This window comes from Nitrosospira multiformis (assembly GCF_003050865.1).
Taxonomy (GTDB): Bacteria; Pseudomonadota; Gammaproteobacteria; order Burkholderiales; family Nitrosomonadaceae; genus Nitrosospira; species Nitrosospira multiformis_E.
Map to the genome: position 1 here is coordinate 1 of NZ_QAOK01000019.1, position 16,422 is coordinate 16,422.

At 50.7% G+C, this 16,422-nt stretch carries 13 protein-coding genes; 4 read left to right on the forward strand and 9 right to left on the reverse strand.

Annotation, left to right across the window (positions count from 1 at the left end; genetic code table 11):
- Window positions 1–614 precede the first annotated feature (614 nt).
- Together C8R21_RS10455 and C8R21_RS10460 are read right to left on the reverse strand one after the other, a co-directional pair.
- Window positions 615–1,694 (reverse strand): metal-dependent hydrolase, encoded by a 1,080-nt coding sequence (locus C8R21_RS10455; RefSeq protein ID WP_107762646.1) that lies wholly within the window; start codon window positions 1,692–1,694, stop codon window positions 615–617.
- Window positions 1,695–1,874: 180 nt separating this feature from the next.
- Complete coding sequence (locus C8R21_RS10460; protein WP_107762647.1) at window positions 1,875–2,495, reverse strand: TetR/AcrR family transcriptional regulator; 621 nt, start codon at window positions 2,493–2,495, stop codon at window positions 1,875–1,877.
- A gap of 601 nt (window positions 2,496–3,096) precedes the next feature.
- Here C8R21_RS10460 and C8R21_RS10465 point away from each other — a divergent pair.
- Window positions 3,097–3,291: a DUF2795 domain-containing protein gene (locus tag C8R21_RS10465; protein WP_074972745.1), complete on the forward strand. Its 195-nt coding sequence runs from the start codon at window positions 3,097–3,099 to the stop codon at window positions 3,289–3,291.
- Window positions 3,292–3,430: 139 nt separating this feature from the next.
- Window positions 3,431–4,564, forward strand: coding sequence for a glycosyltransferase family 9 protein (locus C8R21_RS10470; RefSeq protein ID WP_107762648.1), 1,134 nt, complete (start codon window positions 3,431–3,433; stop codon window positions 4,562–4,564).
- Between the two features lie 37 nt (window positions 4,565–4,601).
- On the opposite strand, the gene C8R21_RS10475 is transcribed toward C8R21_RS10470, so the two are convergent.
- Both C8R21_RS10475 and C8R21_RS10480 read right to left on the reverse strand, forming a co-directional pair.
- Window positions 4,602–5,606 (reverse strand): glycosyltransferase family 4 protein, encoded by a 1,005-nt coding sequence (locus C8R21_RS10475; protein WP_219906640.1) that lies wholly within the window; start codon window positions 5,604–5,606, stop codon window positions 4,602–4,604.
- Window positions 5,596–6,609 carry a glycosyltransferase family 9 protein gene (locus C8R21_RS10480; RefSeq protein ID WP_107762650.1) on the reverse strand — a complete coding sequence of 338 codons (1,014 nt, stop codon included), beginning with the start codon at window positions 6,607–6,609 and terminating at the stop codon, window positions 5,596–5,598. The genes C8R21_RS10475 and C8R21_RS10480 overlap by 11 nt, the downstream gene beginning before the upstream one ends.
- Before the next feature lie 152 nt (window positions 6,610–6,761).
- Between C8R21_RS10480 and C8R21_RS10485 the strand changes: the two genes are divergently transcribed.
- Window positions 6,762–7,229: a YbhB/YbcL family Raf kinase inhibitor-like protein gene (locus C8R21_RS10485; RefSeq protein WP_107762651.1), complete on the forward strand. Its 468-nt coding sequence runs from the start codon at window positions 6,762–6,764 to the stop codon at window positions 7,227–7,229.
- Between the two features lie 377 nt (window positions 7,230–7,606).
- Window positions 7,607–8,011 (forward strand): hypothetical protein, encoded by a 405-nt coding sequence (locus tag C8R21_RS10490; protein WP_107762682.1) that lies wholly within the window; start codon window positions 7,607–7,609, stop codon window positions 8,009–8,011.
- A gap of 64 nt (window positions 8,012–8,075) precedes the next feature.
- Here C8R21_RS10490 and C8R21_RS10495 read toward each other — a convergent pair whose 3' ends face one another.
- The 5 genes from C8R21_RS10495 to rfaE2 form a co-directional block, all read right to left on the reverse strand.
- Complete coding sequence (locus C8R21_RS10495; RefSeq protein ID WP_107762652.1) at window positions 8,076–11,720, reverse strand: type III-B CRISPR module-associated Cmr3 family protein; 3,645 nt, start codon at window positions 11,718–11,720, stop codon at window positions 8,076–8,078.
- A gap of 177 nt (window positions 11,721–11,897) precedes the next feature.
- Window positions 11,898–12,692, reverse strand: coding sequence for an inositol monophosphatase family protein (locus tag C8R21_RS10500; protein ID WP_107762653.1), 795 nt, complete (start codon window positions 12,690–12,692; stop codon window positions 11,898–11,900).
- A 194-nt stretch (window positions 12,693–12,886) separates the two neighbouring features.
- A complete protein-coding gene (locus C8R21_RS10505) occupies window positions 12,887–13,693 on the reverse strand; it encodes a glycosyltransferase family 2 protein (RefSeq protein ID WP_107762654.1) in 807 nt (268 codons plus the stop codon).
- A complete protein-coding gene (locus C8R21_RS10510; protein WP_258192354.1) occupies window positions 13,690–14,862 on the reverse strand; it encodes a glycosyltransferase family 9 protein in 1,173 nt (390 codons plus the stop codon). Before C8R21_RS10510 ends, C8R21_RS10505 begins: the two co-directional genes overlap by 4 nt.
- A gap of 14 nt (window positions 14,863–14,876) precedes the next feature.
- The gene (gene rfaE2 / locus C8R21_RS10515; protein WP_107762655.1) at window positions 14,877–16,352 is read right to left on the reverse strand and encodes a D-glycero-beta-D-manno-heptose 1-phosphate adenylyltransferase; all 1,476 of its coding nucleotides are present in this window, start codon (window positions 16,350–16,352) and stop codon (window positions 14,877–14,879) included.
- Window positions 16,353–16,422: the final 70 nt, after the last annotated feature.

Below are 16,422 nucleotides of genomic sequence, written 5' to 3' on the forward strand. Positions count from 1 at the left end.
CATCGTGTGCTGGTCGTAGATCTGCTGGGCAATGACTGTCTGCGGCTCGGGCAGATTTAACTGGTAGGGGTCGGCTGCCGCCATCGCCAGTCCGGGATACGTCACGTACGTCATGACTCCTGCAAGGGCGGAGGGTACGTTGATCTTCATGTTTTCCTCATTGATTCCCGAATATTTGGTCCACGAGTAGGGTTATTAAAGATAATCGGATTCTCTTATCCGGTATCGAATCGTATGCCTCAGCACGAGGTGAAACCTTGACCAATATCAACTTTTATCGAGGTTGAGTAGAAGGAAGTGAGCTGAGGTGATAGAAGGGGATAAATGGAACCCGGGCATATTCCAGTGGGAGATATCCAGTTCATACCCTACCAAATCTCGCACAATCCGAAATTCAGTGGGGGGATAGTGAAGGGAGGCGACCTATCCGCGAGGGCATCGAAGTACGGTAGGATGAGTGGAGGCTGAAAGGCTGAAAGCCGGAACCCATCACCAAAATTCGATGGATTACTTTGTTTGAATGGCCTGAACGTGCACAGAGAACGGGTGGCAAAGAAAAGGATAGAGCGGGAAGCTCGGTAAACCGCGATTCCGGGGGAAATCGCGATGTTACGTCAGTCTCTTCCGAAGAGGCCGCGGTCGCGTGCGAGTTGCCAGGATCCATTCTGACCTTCGCGGCAGAGGCCGAATACCAGGGATGGCTGAAGGGAAGGAACGATGAAACGCAAATCAAGAAAAGACACGCAGACTGCGTCCGGGTAATACTCGATCCGATCGAGGGCAGGAAATGCCGCAAAGTGGCGAAATCCGGCGAAAATCTTCTGTCCCCACGCCTCGCGGGCAAGAGCACTCTGACGCTCTGTTTCACCAAATCGACTATGCCGTGTCCATTTTGCTGTTGAAACAGGCTGATAACCTGCAGCAATCGCTTCCCACCTGCCCAGCAAACCGCTCCCGGCAGCGGAGGTCCCAGGTTCTTGCGTACGCCACAGATTGACCAAGGCTACTTCATAGTCATCGTCATGGCTGACGATAATCTTCCAGTTGAAGGGCGAGAGCGGTTGAGGGAAGGCGTGGACCTGAGCCTCCTTCAATTGATGGTTTTTGACGTATGCCTCGCCAATCTCCATGGCTCGTGAATGCAGAATCCCCTGGAAGCCAACGTAACATCCCAGGATCAGCAAGGCAGCAACCGCCGGATATCGGCCTTTTGGCCTGAACATGCTGGCCACAAGGCCGATCACGATTATTCCGGTGAAATAGGGATCGATAATGAATGTGAAGGGAATGCTGAAAGCATGCCTGGAAAACGGAGCCAGCAGCATCGTACCGTAAGAGGTAATCACGTCACCGGCGATATGAATACCGATACCGAGCGCAGCGATGCCATAGAATGCCTGCCAGGGATACGGCCGGCGTGAAAGGCGAGACAAACTCGAGAGGATCCACGCAACGAGCCAGGCCCAGAAAGGCAACAGTATGATTGAATGGGTAATGCCGCGATGAAATGTGACATACGTGAGCGTATCGATCGCGCGCAACACGAAATCGACGTCGGGAAACGCGGCTGCAATGAAGCCTGCGGTCATGCGAGCGCGCAATGTCAACTGCCCGGTGTCAGGCGCATGATGTGAGGGTGGAGCGGTTGCCCGCGCAAGCAATGCGCCGCTTAAAGCATGGGTCAAGGTATCCATGCGGCAGGAAGGGATTTAATGAGGGCTGATAATGGAAGCCAAAGAGGCAGGTCAAAGAGGTCGTTCAACGGGGGGCAGTCAGATGGACGCTCAGCGGGCGGGGAAAGCAGCGGGACGCATTGCCGGAGTGATTCTCGGCACCCTACCCTCAATCTACCCGTACGTACCCTTATACACCCCTTATGTACCCTGCGGCGCTTCTCCGCTATCCGTTCTTTCTCCCCGGTGTCGACGGGAAAATATCATTCGATCCAGGTTTTCCCCTACGGAAAGACATCCATCCAGAAACCGGCTCGTCCTGGAAGAACTGGACGAACTGTCGTTCATCCAATGGACAAATGTCGCCAGATAAATGGAAGTGAGCGCACTTTCTTCCAACGCGCGCCGGAGGTACGTAGCATCCCTCCCTGCAGCCTCCCGCATCCATTGCACGGTACGGCTGACGCGCATCAATCCGGAAATCTGAACGTGCAGATGACCCGGCTCCAGTTTGCCATAGATCATTTGCCTTGTAGCCTTGCGGTAAGGGTAAAGAGAGGCCAGCCAGGTCATGATCAGCCGGTGCAGCCGTTGATGCGGTGCCAGGAAGGAAAAGTCCGGCGCCTGCGCCATCCTGAGCATCGCACTGTCTGCCCGCTCGAACCAGGCTTCAACAATATCCTCTTTCTCGCGAAAATGCGCATGCACATCATTCAGAGTTATGCCCAGCGCAGTCGCCACGTCATGCAGGCGTACGGCCTCCCACGATTTCTGTTCGCCAAGCTCAACTGCGGTGTTAATAATCTGATCAGCAGTCATCATTACCGATTACATATCACAAAAGTAGTTGATTCAGGAAGGAAATTTCAAAAAACTCTGCTCTGGTCAGAGCAAAACGTAGCGTAAATCTCGATGCAATGTCAAGCCTCTGTCAAGGAAGCTAGTAAGACCAGGATTACTCCTGTTGGAGAATTGCTATTCACGCAATCGTCGTTGACGAAAAACAGCCTGCTCTCAGGAGTAACCGCTGGCGCCGCCACTTCTTAACGCAATCCGAGGAAGCTCAAGACAGCGAGAAGGATAACAATAAAACCCACCCACCAGATTATGTTGTTCATGCCTGCCTCCTTAAACTGTTCATATTCAAACGATGGGGAGTTGTTTCGCCCATCATTCATGTGGTTGCTTGTGACTTTATTCTTCCCCTGATCGAGTTTTATTTCAGTTCGCCATCACACATATAAGGATTTGCAGTTTTACCATCGCCTGAGGATTGCCTTGCATCACGCTCCGCTTCTTCGTCATTCGCTTCTCTCATGAAGGAGAGATGCAATCAAAGTTACACGGAAATCAGCCAGGAAATGAACTACACTGAGTTCTGAATGTGAAGCAACCGAGATAACGATCGCGATAAGGAGGAATCATGGCAAAGGCAAACCCGATTCAGGTACAGAAATTCCTGTCCGGCATGGATTACCCTGCGAACAAGGAGGATCTCGTGGATCACGCCAAATCCAAGGGCGCTGACGAGAATATAATGCAGACGCTCGAACAGTTGCCGGATGAGGACTATGAGACGCCGGCGGATGTGAGCAAGGCGATCGGGCATATCAAGTAATTCCTCGCATGGGTATAGGGCAGGATAAAGCCTGCCGGCAGGAGAACAGATACACCCGAATACATCCGAAGGGTGAAACGTGTGGAGGCAACGAGGACAATGCCAGGAAACAAAGAACAAGAAACGATTTTGACTGACATTGGCAGCAGGTAATTTTCCCCCGGCTCTCCCGTTCTCACCCCGCAAAATCGCGGTTCTCCACGCCAAGGCGGTGGGTGACTTTATCGTCATCCTGCCCGCCCTGAATGCGATTAAACGGACATATCCCGATGCAGAACTCATCCTGCTTGCCAAGCCCTGGGTAAAGGAATTCCTCGCCGGTCGGCCGTCGATAGTGGATCGGGTTCTCGGTATTCCCCTGCTTGCTGGCGTCAACGATCCGGTCGAGTCAAAAGGCCAAGTCCTCGATACGGATAGTTGCGCCTACCCACTGGAAGTCGATCGGTTTTGCCAGGCGATGCAAGGCGAGAAGCTCGATGTCGTCATTCACATGCAGGGTGACGGTAAATCCGTCAACCCCTTCATCAATAAATTCGGGGCCAGCCTGACGGCAGGTATGTGCAATCCGCCTGCCGAATCCCTCGACCGTTCCATCCCTTATGTGCATTACCAGAGCGAGATTCTGCGCAATCTGGAAGTGGCGGCCTTGATCGGGGCTCATACCACGAGTACCGGATTCGAACCGCGCATCGAGGTGACGGAATCCGACGAACAGAAGGCAGAACCAGTCCGACAACTCATCAAGGGCAAACCCTATGTCGTTATCCACCCGGGCGCGGATGACCTCCGCAGGGTATGGCCTGCAGCCAGCTTTGCCGGGATAGCGAACTATCTGACTGAAAAGGGATATGAAGTTGTCGTGACGGGAACACCGAAAGAAGAAGAGCGTGTCGCGAATGTCTTGGAGGCGATGAATTACGCCGCCATTCCCTGCACTGATCTCGGGCTGGGCGGCTTGTCCGCTCTTTTACAGCAAAGCGTGCTCGTCGTCAGCAACGATACTGGTCCGCTCCATCTGGCACGCGCAGTGGGCGCACGTACAGTCGGGATTTACTGGGCACCCAATGTACTCAACTGGGGACCGCTCAGCCGCGACCGGCACCGCATTGCGATAAGCTGGCAACTTGAATGTCCCCAATGCGGCATCCGGCCTGTTTCACCCTGGCCGTTTCAGCCGCAGAAAGCGGACTGCAGTCATCCGTACTCGTTCGTCGAAAGCGTACCGGTTGCAGAGGTTCTTGCATTGGCAGCAGAATTATTGCCCAGTCACTGAGCACCGAGCACTAAGCCACTCACTACGCCGCTGTTTCTCAGCGGGCATTCTGAACAAAGTTGCTGACGACTCTTTGCCAGTCGTTGGCAAATCGCTGGATGTTGAATCGCCCAATTGCATACTCTCGCGCCTTCCGGCTCAATTCCCGTGCATGATCGTGATCGTCGAGCAGATAACGCATCCGTTCAATCAGCTTGTCCACGTCGGTTTCGACATAGCCCCTTTTGCCGTTCTCAACTGCAGTAACCATCTCGGTTGTCGCAAGCCCGACGACAGGCACTCCCGTCATCATCGCTTCACAGACGGATAACCCGAGGCTGGTATAACGAATGGGGTTGAAGAAGAAACGGTACCTGGCGACGAAAGCAGGCAACTCATCATGCGACACTTCACCCAGCCCGCCCAGTTCCGTTGAACCCATCCCCACCAGGTCCAGCGGTATCTGTTCGCGGATTTTCTCGAATACATCGAGACCGAGACGGCGGCCGCGCTTGTGCATGTTATTCACCACTACGATACCTTTGGCATGTTCACCCGTGTATTTCACGTTGTCCGGCACCGTCACGCCATGATCGATGACTGCGGTCGGTGTTCCGTTACTATCCCACATCAGGCGGTTGAAATCGGTTACGTGAACCAGAAGCATGGAAGGATCGTCCACCCAGTGGGCGGTGTTGGTTGGATGTTCCTGCGGGGGATCGTGTTCGAGGTAAATTTTAGGCAGCCGCCGCTGTGCCTCGGACAGGATTTCGTACTGATCAACTTCGTAGTTCTTGCGATGCTGAAACAGGATCACGTCAAAATCGAGATCCTTCACCTGTTCGATGGGCACGTCGTGCACGTTGTCCCCCCAATCGAAACCACTCGAACGACCTCCGTAACCTGCGCCCTCTCCTTTGGGCAAATAAAACTCCAGCGGAGCCTGGGTGAGGTAGTAGAGGTAGTTGCCGTGAATATGCCAGGTAAGAACGCGCAATTTCTCCTGCCCTGTCGCTCTCTCTTTTCTTTCTTGATTCTCCTTTACTTCCATATTAATGCCCAATTAATTCCTCCAGCGCCCTGATTGCTGCTTTCGGTGTCCCCACGGCGTTTCGCGAAACAACCCGATGACGAACCTGATCCAACGGACCCCAGATCACCGGATCAGTCGTGGTGAAGACAGTAACGCTTGGAGCATCGACCGCTACCGCCAGATGCGCAACACCTGTGTCATTCGAAATCACCGCCTGGCTGCCTTTCAGAAGGGCGGCGAGTGATCCGATGTCGGTTTTACCGGCAAGATCAATCGCCATCGCCGCGTCCGTCGTCATTTTCCCCGCGACCGCTTGCGTAAGCGGCTTCTCTTCCGCGGTACCCGTCAACACCACCTTCAAACCCTGCCGAATACACCTGTCGGCTACCTCCGCGAAATGCGCGGCAGGCCAGGGCGCTGCGGAGATAGCGCCCGGATGCAGGCAGACATAAGGTTTATCAAGAATAGTCACGTATTCTTCCAGCTCCTGAAGTTTCTGGCAGTCCCCGTCCAATACCGGAAACTCCATTGCCCTGTCCCCCGCGCGGTCCGTCTGGCCCAAGCCAAGAAATTCAAGCAGCGCGAGATTCCTTAACAACTCAGGCTGGCTGGATGGGTATGGCATGAAGAAATCGCAGTTCGGCCAATGACCGTCCTCGCTCGCAAACCCGGCCACAACAGCCGCTCCAAAAAGGGAGACGACAAGATTAGACACCGTGCCTTTGCCATGCATTTGCAGAGCAAGGTCGTATTGTCGCTGCTGCATGCCCTCCAGAAAGGCCGTAACCGCCTCGGCCTTGAAGGGATGCTCGGGCAATCCGGGAAAGCCCGAAAATTCGACAAATTCGTCGATATAATGATTGTAGCGCGCGGCAAGTGCCTTGTTCCAGGGCAGCCCGACATAATCGATGGTGGCGTGTGGGAAAGCGCGCCGAATCAACCGCAGCGCAGGGACGAACAGCAGGAAATCTCCCAGCTTCAAGGCCCTGAAAATCGCGATCTTTTTAATTGGCAGATTACCCAGCTGAGCCATATGCTTTCCATGCGCTCCCGGTACGGGTCAGAATCAGTCAGAATCCCTTCACTCAACAGTATTGCATGTAAGCCAGGGTTCCGCTATTTTTGTAGCCAATTCTCCTGTTTTAACTCTTCTTTTCTGAAGCCATTAATTGAAAGGAGTCACGGATGTTCATATCCAGCCCGGCTTTTCCTGATCACACCATCGTTCTCAAACCACATACCTGCATGGGAGAAAATATCAGCCCTCCCCTGGAGTTTGGAGACCTTCCCACAGAAACGAAAAGCCTGGTCCTGATCGTGGAAGACCGTGATGCAACACCGGTTCCCTGGGTACATTGGCTGGTATTCAATATTCCCCCTGATACCACAACGGTTTCAGCCGGCAGTATTCCCGCGGGCGGGACGGAAGGCATTGCCAATGGGGGAACGCACGGTTATGAAGGTCCTTGCCCCAAATACTTCCACGGCACCCACCACTACCTCTTCCAGTTATTCGCGCTGGATACCATCTTGGATTTACCCGCAAGTGCGGATAAAACTCGGGTAGCGGCAAGCATGAAAGAACACATCATTGATTCCGCTACGCTCGTTGGACTGTGCGAGGGGACGAAAGCCGAAGCGGAGACTTCTTGAGAAATTTGCATAACTCCTCACTTTAACTCCGCCTCCTTGTTTTGCCGTATCTAATCCAGCTATGGAGAGGATAGAGGCGAGGCAGATTAATTGAATTATTGATTGAACAATATTTTTTTCTGCGTCAATTGTGTCTTTCCATACAGAAATCTTCAAAAATAAAGATAAAAATAAAGGTTTACCTGTTACCTGTTACCTGTTACCTGTTACCTGTTACCTGTTACCTGTTACCTGTTACCTGTTACCTGTTACCTGTTACCTGTTACCTGTTACCTGTTACCTGTTACCTGTTACCTGTTACCTGTTCACTGGCCACTGGCCTCAGCAACTTAAATGAATCTCTCCCCCGGAATCACTTCTTCAAAGGAGAACGAGCCATGTTACATGCGGAAGACCGAACGAGCAGAGATCGCGTTCGCCACTCAACAGCGTCAAACGTGAACCGCGAGATAGACCGCCAAACAAATAGTAATATCCGGCGTTATGCGAACAGCAGCGAGGAAGTCATCAATCGGCGCATTGAGGAACTCGACCAGGAATGGGACATCGAGCGTGCTCTTGAAGCCAACGCCTCGACATTGGCCTTGACAGGTCTTTTGCTCGGCCTGACTGTCAACAGGAAATGGCTGGCGTTACCCACGGTTGTACTGTCATTCCTGCTGCAGCATTCGCTGCAAGGATGGTGCCCGCCCTTACCCCTATTGCGGCGTCTGAGTGTACGCACACGAGGTGAAATCGACCGGGAAAAATATGAATTGAAAGCGTTGCTTGAGGGAAGATGACTTCAGCCAGAGAGAGCCACCGCGAATGTCTCTCAACAATCCTCGGCTTGGATAAGTCTTCAGATTACTCAAATAGCTTGAGGTATTCGCTGGCAAAAAGCCCGATAGACGCCAAAATTATCAATAATGCGCGTAAAACAGGTTGCTCGAACATGGGTTCGAAAGCACCTTCACAGATGTTGTTTATTCTCTCTTTGACTGCATCTACTTTTCGTGGAGCGCATCTCTTATTTTTGATGAGATTTTCTGCGCTCTCGATAACGGAACTCTTAAGTTGCTTGGCCTCAGAGCGAAGCATGAAGCCCGAAAAAAAGAGTAGGGAAATGCTTACACCAAAAGTAATGGCTTTGCTCAACGGCAGGTCCTGATTATCGAAATAAGTGATCCTGGCAAATAACATTAGCATAATGCAAAGCATTGGATAATAAATAAGCTTATCCACTACCTGGGTTCTCTCTGCAACGACGGTGACAATTTTTTCAAGCGAGGCAAATACGTCATCAGCTTCCTCAGTATTTTTTTTATTTCTCTCTGTCAACTGGATACGCAATTTTTTTATCCAATAAAAGTTCAGCCTCACCGCATCAAGTATAAAAAAAAGCAGAAGCATAACGACAGTAAAGCTCAGTACAGAGGCCCAGGACGCCCCCCTGCAAGCTATGTCACCACGACATGGGAGTGGCCAAGGCGGCAGGATGTAAATAAGTATAGTTTCGATGATTGAAAAGAACAGCCATATTGCGACAACACGGCTCACGCGGTGACCAATTAGACCATAGTGATCATATTCCTGCCAAAGGCGCTTGAATTCTTGTTCGGATTCGTTTTCTCCTGACTGGGATTTTCCGTTTTCTCCCTTACCCTTTGTATTTCTCGAATTGTCTTTTTCTATCCAGTGCTTAAGGCATCTACGTAGCCTATTACGTATTTCTATCCATTGCTTAAAGCATTTGCATAGTGACCTATCACGATGGAAAAAGACAATCCGAAAAACACATTGCTTACAGCATTTACGTAGCCGATTGCGTATTTCGCAGGTATTTTTCGGATTGTCTTTTTCTATCCAGTGCTTGATAGAATTAAAATCAATACTATCTTTAAATACAAATTTATATAGCGCCTTAAGTAGAAAGTTAAGTAGAAAGTAGGTGAATGCCCAAATCAAAAGAAACAGTAAACACCGCAGGAACTGAATATCTAACGGGTCCACATCATTGAGGACATAAAATCTGATAGAGAAAAGGAGAATAATGAGTGTGATCAGCAGAACGCCGCAGCGAAACGGTATATTCAAATCCCATTTACTGTCATTTTGGTAATTGTCAAAATGCTTTTGACTAAGCTCAACAAAGTCTTTTTTAAGTTCTTTCTTTCCGCGGAAGAAAAATGCGATAGCCATTAAGATAGCAATAATTTGTATGAATATAGAGGGCCATAAGCTGATGCCATCCGTAAAGCTAAGGTTTTCTTCTGACTTATCTATAACTCGGAAAAAAGCGATGTAAAAAATTGTCAAGGCGCCGAATAATAAGTAAATGGATGATGTTCCAGAGTTGGGGCGTATCCTCCAATGAAAACAAATAAAGGAAAGTGTAATTCCAAGCACTAACGATAGCAGTAGCTTGGTTTGATCCTGTAACCATAGCTGCAGTTTGGTTTCATCCAACGGTAATTGCTGCAACATGACTTGATCACGGGGAAACCTTTGTTCCCGTTGTAGGTGACTTTGGTCCGGAGGTGCATTCTGCACGTTATTAGGAGGACAGCAATTTTCATTCTCCTGTGTTACGTCCAGTTCCACCGCCCCATGACGCCCGATTTCAAATATTCGGGGTGAAGGAATGTCAGATCTCCTAGCGTCGTTTGTTGCGACTTTCATAATGTGGTAAAAAATGTTGGTCTGTTGACTATCTCGAAAGGAAGGAAATTGTTTCTGATATTTTTCGTCAAGCAGATCGAAGTGCGAAGCTACAACAAGGTTTCTGGTTGAGGACCAGTGTTGTGGGTGAAGCATCTGGGCGTCAAGGTCGGTTGTGAAGACCAGCATATTCGGCATTTCTGCACGCAAGGCTTCGAGTATCAGCAATTTGTCATAAAAATCGCTGCCGAAAATACCTACGGCTTTAATGCCGCTATCACGTTTCTCCAGATTTATCTCTTTATGGACATCATTAATCTGCTTTGCCAGTCGATGAAAGTAATCAGATTGACTTGGACCGATAGGCAGGGGTGGTGGAATATCTAAGTCGATTGCAGAAAGCCGGGCTACGGGTTTGTTGGCTTGATTTTCATTCTTATCTTGTTTATGCAATGTTTGCTGGTAGGCATCCAGGCCTTTCAGATAGAAAATGTTTCTTATTTTTTTTATTTCACAAATATTATCTTTAGGGTCGTCGGCGGTAGGTTTATCTTTGGCGTTAGTATCCTGTTTATCGTTAACAGAAGGCTCGGAGTAAAATCTACAAAAGTTCTTGGCTAGGGTGCGTGCATTTTCTGAATCTTGTTCTGTAATAATCATTACATCAGATGGTTCTTTAACCTTTCGTAGAGCTAATTCTCCAGATAGCTTCTTGGTTAGCTCCTCAGTAATATTGAGTCGTTCCTCAGATAGCTTTTCCGTGGGTACTTTTTTATAGAACCCATCAGGATTAACGAGTAAGATACTTTTACAATTTTTTTTCTTGATTTCCTCCGTTATCTTGTCTCGGTATTCCAGATCAAGAACGTTGTTCAAATCGTAAATGTATATCTCTTCAGCAAGTAGATTCTCGAACCCAGAAGCGAACTTGTCCAAAGTGAGCGCATTGTCATCAGTTTTAAATATTTCGCTATTTATCCAGACTACAATAATGTCTGGTTTATCGCTTAACTCATTTTTCTCTGCCTGATTTGTATTATATTTGGACTCATGTTGGTAATGCTCCCAGCGTACGTCATACGCTTTGTTCTTTTGACTGGAGCAAAAGTGCAAACGGTCCGGTTCCAAGGGCCGATAGCCGGAGTCTATTAACCCCGCAATTACTGCATAACGCTGCCGGGTTCGCAATTCCTTATTTTCTGTAGTATTGGGACGTACTTTTAACAAGGGAACCAATATTTTCGTTTTCTTAATATTGGTTTGCCCCAACTCTTGGGGAGCGCGACCTAGGATGGCTGAACGGAACGCTCCGGCAAAGAGCGATGGGAGCGGCGGAAGTTCGCTTGCCCCATGCTCCCCTGACTCACCGAACGCAAGATTGCCGCGAATGAATAGAGTATCGGTGGCACGCAAGTGATAATATTTCGTCATACTTGCTCCTGCTAACTGATATTCGCATTGCCTTTCTGCTTGTCCCGCTTTCCCTGCCTTAGCTTTTTTTTCCTTGTCTTCTGACTCTTTTTTTAGATCAACCTCTTTTTCCCGATTGGCGGGCTCAATGTCTATTTTTTTATGTATCGTGAAATGATGAGGAAACGCTTTTTCTGACTTGTCCCTAAACTCGATGTAATATTGATTTCTTTCAGTATAAGAATCCAGATCAAAACCGAAGGGATCCTGCCACAGCCAGCTTTCGTATGAATATCCGATTGTTTGTAGATCCTGGCGCTGAATGTACGGATCAAAAGGACGGGGACTCTCGACTGGCTTGTCATACCAGATCAAGAGTCCAAATATGATGAGTAAAGCCAAACCAGCGACAGCAAGGTCCGGCTCTTTTTCCGAAGGCATATGCTGCTATAACCCCCCAAGTTATTATTAGGTGTTGTTTTACAGCGGCAGATCAGGCGGCTAATTTTTGATAAATTTCTGTTTCTGTAATGACGAGGGTTTTGACCCGCGTCTGCGATGACTTCCAGTAATTATTTCAGGACACCTGAGACAGTCGAGATGTGCCGATCAGTTAGGTTATGAAAAACAAGGCATATAGGCATCTATCATGCTGGAAGAGCCTGCAATCACCCCTTTCGAATGTATCGTCCATTCTCTACCCTCGTAATCAACCACTTTTCCTCCCGCCGCCCTGACCATACAAACCCCTGCTGCCATGTCCGTCAGTTTGGTCGAAGGTCGGAAAAACAGGTCGAGCCTTCCCGCTGCCACTTCGGCCAGCGATAAAACAGGAACTCCCAATACTTTTACTGCGCGCGCCTGTTGCAATACACGCGAAAGCTGCCCAAGTGTTTCCGAGCGCGTGTGCATTTCAGAGGAAAAATCGACTCCAACGATCGCGTTTGCCGGTTCGGGCGGACTCCTTACCCGCGTAACTTCTCCATTTATTTTTAGCTGATGTTCTTCCTGTGCGCTATATAAGATGTCATGAATGGGATCGTAAATGACACCGAGAACAGGTTTTCCGTTGCGGAGAAGCCCGATGGAGATGGCAAGAAGCGGTGGGTATCCCGTCATGTTTTCGGTCCCATCCAATGGGTCAACGACCCACTGCTCGCCCTGCTCGATAACGACTCCCCCGCTCTCCTCTCCATAAAAATGGCACGAGTGGAGTTGCAGCAACGCTTCTTTCAGGAATTGCTCGGATTCCCTGTCAGCGGCAGTTACGACCTGTCGAGAGGATTTGAATTCGGTTGTCACACCTTGTGTGTAGTGGGCTCTGATAATTTCTCCGGCGAGCTTTGCAATTTTTTCTATTTCTTCGATAAAAAAAATGCCCTGTTCGGGCATGCTGATCTTCGAGTTTTTCATAGGCGCTTTGTTTGATTCGATATTAGATAGCACTTGTCATACCTGTGAAAAAACGGTATTCAGGGTTTTGATTATATGACGCAAGCAAATTATAAGTTGAATTCCGGGTGAGACCCGGAATGACAAATCTATAGAAGTAGGTCGGGCAAGTCCACCTACTTCGAATTAACAGCCGCAAAGAGTCTTAACTCTGCTCATAACGCCAGTTCTTTCGGGATATCGAATTTTCTGTTGACTATGGTGGTCGGTGCTTCCTGATGGTAGGCGCCGGAGGGGATAAGGCCGCAGCCGCCGTAGTGCTTCATGACTCTCAACTGCGCAAGAACGTCCTCGCCCGCGTGTTCTTGCGGCACCTCCTGCCAGAATTCAAACCCACCCGTTTCCCGCAGCTTTTCCGAGTCATACAGCACGCAGCCTCCTACCCAGGCGATCTTGTATTTCTTTTGCGTGTCGGGAGTCAGCTTCAGTTTTTCCTGCACATGCAGGATATTGGCGGCATTGTGCAAGCTGTAACGCTGCCAGCTTGCGTGCTGCGGGGTTACGATCTCCGGCTCAACGCGCCCGTGCCATAGCTCGATCGCCTGCTCCCAAGGCCGGCGATCATCCCGGTACGACAACCCGATGACCGCTTGTCCGACAAATCCGATTTCTTCTTCCTGGTGCGCCAGCAGCATGTTTCCCAGAACGAAAGACTCCAGCAGAATGTCATCATCGAGGTAAAGGCAGTATGGCGAATCGACCGTATCCAGCAGGAACTGCCGTTGCTGCGCCAGGCCGCGGCGAGGCAGGTTGGTCAGTTGCTGCACCGCATGGCCTTTTTTTTCCAGCAGGCGGATTGCCGTCTGCACCGAGGCATCCCTGTATACGGGAAGATCACTCTGATCGGAGATAACGACGGCGAAATCGCGGTATTGCTGGAAACAAAGCCCGGTGAGCGTTACCGCCAGCGCCGTGGGGCGGTTGTAGGAAGGAATGACTACGGTAATGTCTTCCCGCATCATGTATCCCTTGTTATTGATGCCTCCAGGCTGCCATTGGATTTGATCAGCCTTTCCGTGGTCAGGCCTGGAATGACGGACCTGAGTTTTCTCCGTGAGGAAACAAGCTCACCCACAGCCGCCACGATTGCCTCCGGCGAAGCCCTGGGTGTGGATGGTCCGGGGAAAGACTGAAGCAGCCGGTTCTTTGTCCTCAATTCCGGCGGCACCTCGAAGTAAAGCACCTTGCTCGGCACTTGCCACGGCGTATGCTGCGGATTGGTCATCGCGTACAGCACAACGACAGGGGTGCCGACGGCAGCGGCGATATGGACAGGACCGGTATTATTCGACACCAGAACGGGCGCCGCTTCGGTCAGGATAATGAGTTCTGCAATGGATAGCTCTCCAGCGAGATTCACCGCAGCCACCCCGAGTTGGCGGGCGATCTGGTCCACATGACCCCGCTCGCTGCCGCTGCCGGTGAGCAGGATTTTATAGCCCTGCCTGACGAGCGACTGGCAGGCCGTTATATAATCACTGGCCGGGTAGAGACGCTTTTCTTCACTGACGCCGGCATGCAGCACCAGCCAGCGCATACCTTCCCGGATGCCAGCAGCATTTAACATACCCCCTATCCTGTCCGTTGCTTCTTTCCGCGTCTCCTCCGGAATTTTCAGCAGGAGCCTTGTATCGGAAGTTTCCGCGCCGACCATCTCGACCAGGCGAAGCTGCCGTTCGACCTCGTGGACGACGTAGTCCAGAGGCTCCCTGTCCGGTACCCACTGATTGATAAGCTGGTAGGGATTCTCGCGACAATAGCCCAGAACCTTTTTGATACCCGCCAGATAGCACAACATTCCAGCCGGCAACGGGTTCTGGCTATAGACTGTAAAGATTACCGCGGCATCAAACCGAAGGGCTTGCAATTCACCGGCAAGCGCCAGCAACCGTCGCGCTCCATTGGTTTCGGTCGTCTTTACCCAAGGAACATCGAACCGAATCGTTTCGTCCACTTCCGGAATGAAGGGGGCAATGCATGCTCCCGCGGTGGAAGTCAACAGAGTGATTTTTCTGCCTGGAACCGATTCCTTGAGCGCCCGCATGGCCGGTTGGCTCATCAGCACGTCGCCCATGTTGTCCGGGCGGACACATAATATGTTCTTGTAATTTTTCCAGGCTTCGGCAAACACTTTGGTTTCCCGGCCTATGCAACCTGTTTGTCCATACTTTTGATCCTGGATATGATGTTTGTCGTGGATCTGTCCTGAACAAAAGGCATGATTTCCACTTTTCCGCCGTATGCCCGGACAACCGGCGCTTCGGGAAGCGTTTCGATCGTATAGTCGCCGCCTTTTACATACAAGTCCGGCTGAACGACTTGCAGAAGATCGATTGGCGTGTCTTCCTCGAATGACGTCATGAATGTCACCGACTCCAACCCGGACAGTATGCGGATACGCTCGTACAGGTTGTTAATTGGGCGGTTGCTCCCTTTCAAGCGTTTAATGCTGGCATCGGAATTGAGGCCTAGCACCAGAATGTCACCCAGATCCCGCGCCTGCTCGAGATAGCTGACATGCCCGCTATGAAGGAGGTCAAAGCACCCGTTGGTAAACACGATGCGCTTGCCTTCTTTTCTGAACGTAGCTAAGCGATTATTCAAGCCTTGCCAGTCCGCAATATATTTACTGCTGCTTCCCAGGTAATGCCGCAGTTCGTTCTGCGTGCAGGTCGCAGTGTGGGATTTTTGCAGTATCACCATTGCCGCAGACTTGGCAATCTCACCCGCCACTTCAATGGAAGCCCCACTGGCAAGGGCCAGCGTGAGCGCGCTGACATAGGTATCCCCTGCTCCGGCTGCCCTGGTGTTCTCTACCGGTTTGGAGAATGTGCGATAAGGCTCCTTGCCGTGCTGAAACAGCAATGCGCCTTCGACATCGATGGTGGCCGCAACATATTTCGTTCCGGATTTTTTGAGCAGCTTTTGTCCGTGGAGCCTGATCTGCTCCGAACGCTGGCCTACAGGTGCCGGTTCCGTGATGGCAAGCAGCGTGACGAGTTCCTGATAGTTCGGCTTGGCTACAGTCGCCCCAAGCCGGCTGTATTTATCGAGTGATTTCGCGTCGATTACCAGGGTATTTTCCTTTTTTTTCTGCAAGACACGCAAAGCATCGATCACCGGGTCCGTGAGAATGCCATAGCCATAATCGGAGACAACGACAGCATCCATCTCATGAAATTTTTCGTTCAGGGTATCGATCATCTGCTGTTCATGCTGGTTGCATACCTGTTCCGTCGTGCCTGCGTCGAAACGCACCAGCAGCTGGGCGCCCGCGGCTACACGCTGTTTGGTAAGCGTGCGGCGGGTGGGATCACAGATAACCAGGGAAATGTCGAGGCTATGACTGACGAGCGATTCTTTCAGCAATTCGGCCTCGTGATCACATCCGACAACCGAAAGGTAGTGGACCCTGGCCCCCAGTTGCGCGAGGTTCACTGCCGTATTAGCCGCCCCTCCCGGCACCGCCTTGACATCCCTGATATCCACGATGGGAACCGGCGCCTCCCTGCAGATACGATTTGCCGAGCCGTCGAGATACACATCGAGCATGGCGTCGCCGATTACCAGCACATTTAACCCGCTAAAGCGATCGATAGTGGCAAGATAACTGCTGTTCATGCTGCCTCCTTTCACTGGGACGTATCACCCTTCGTAACCGGGTACACATGGTCAAAGCAATTTCAGGGAG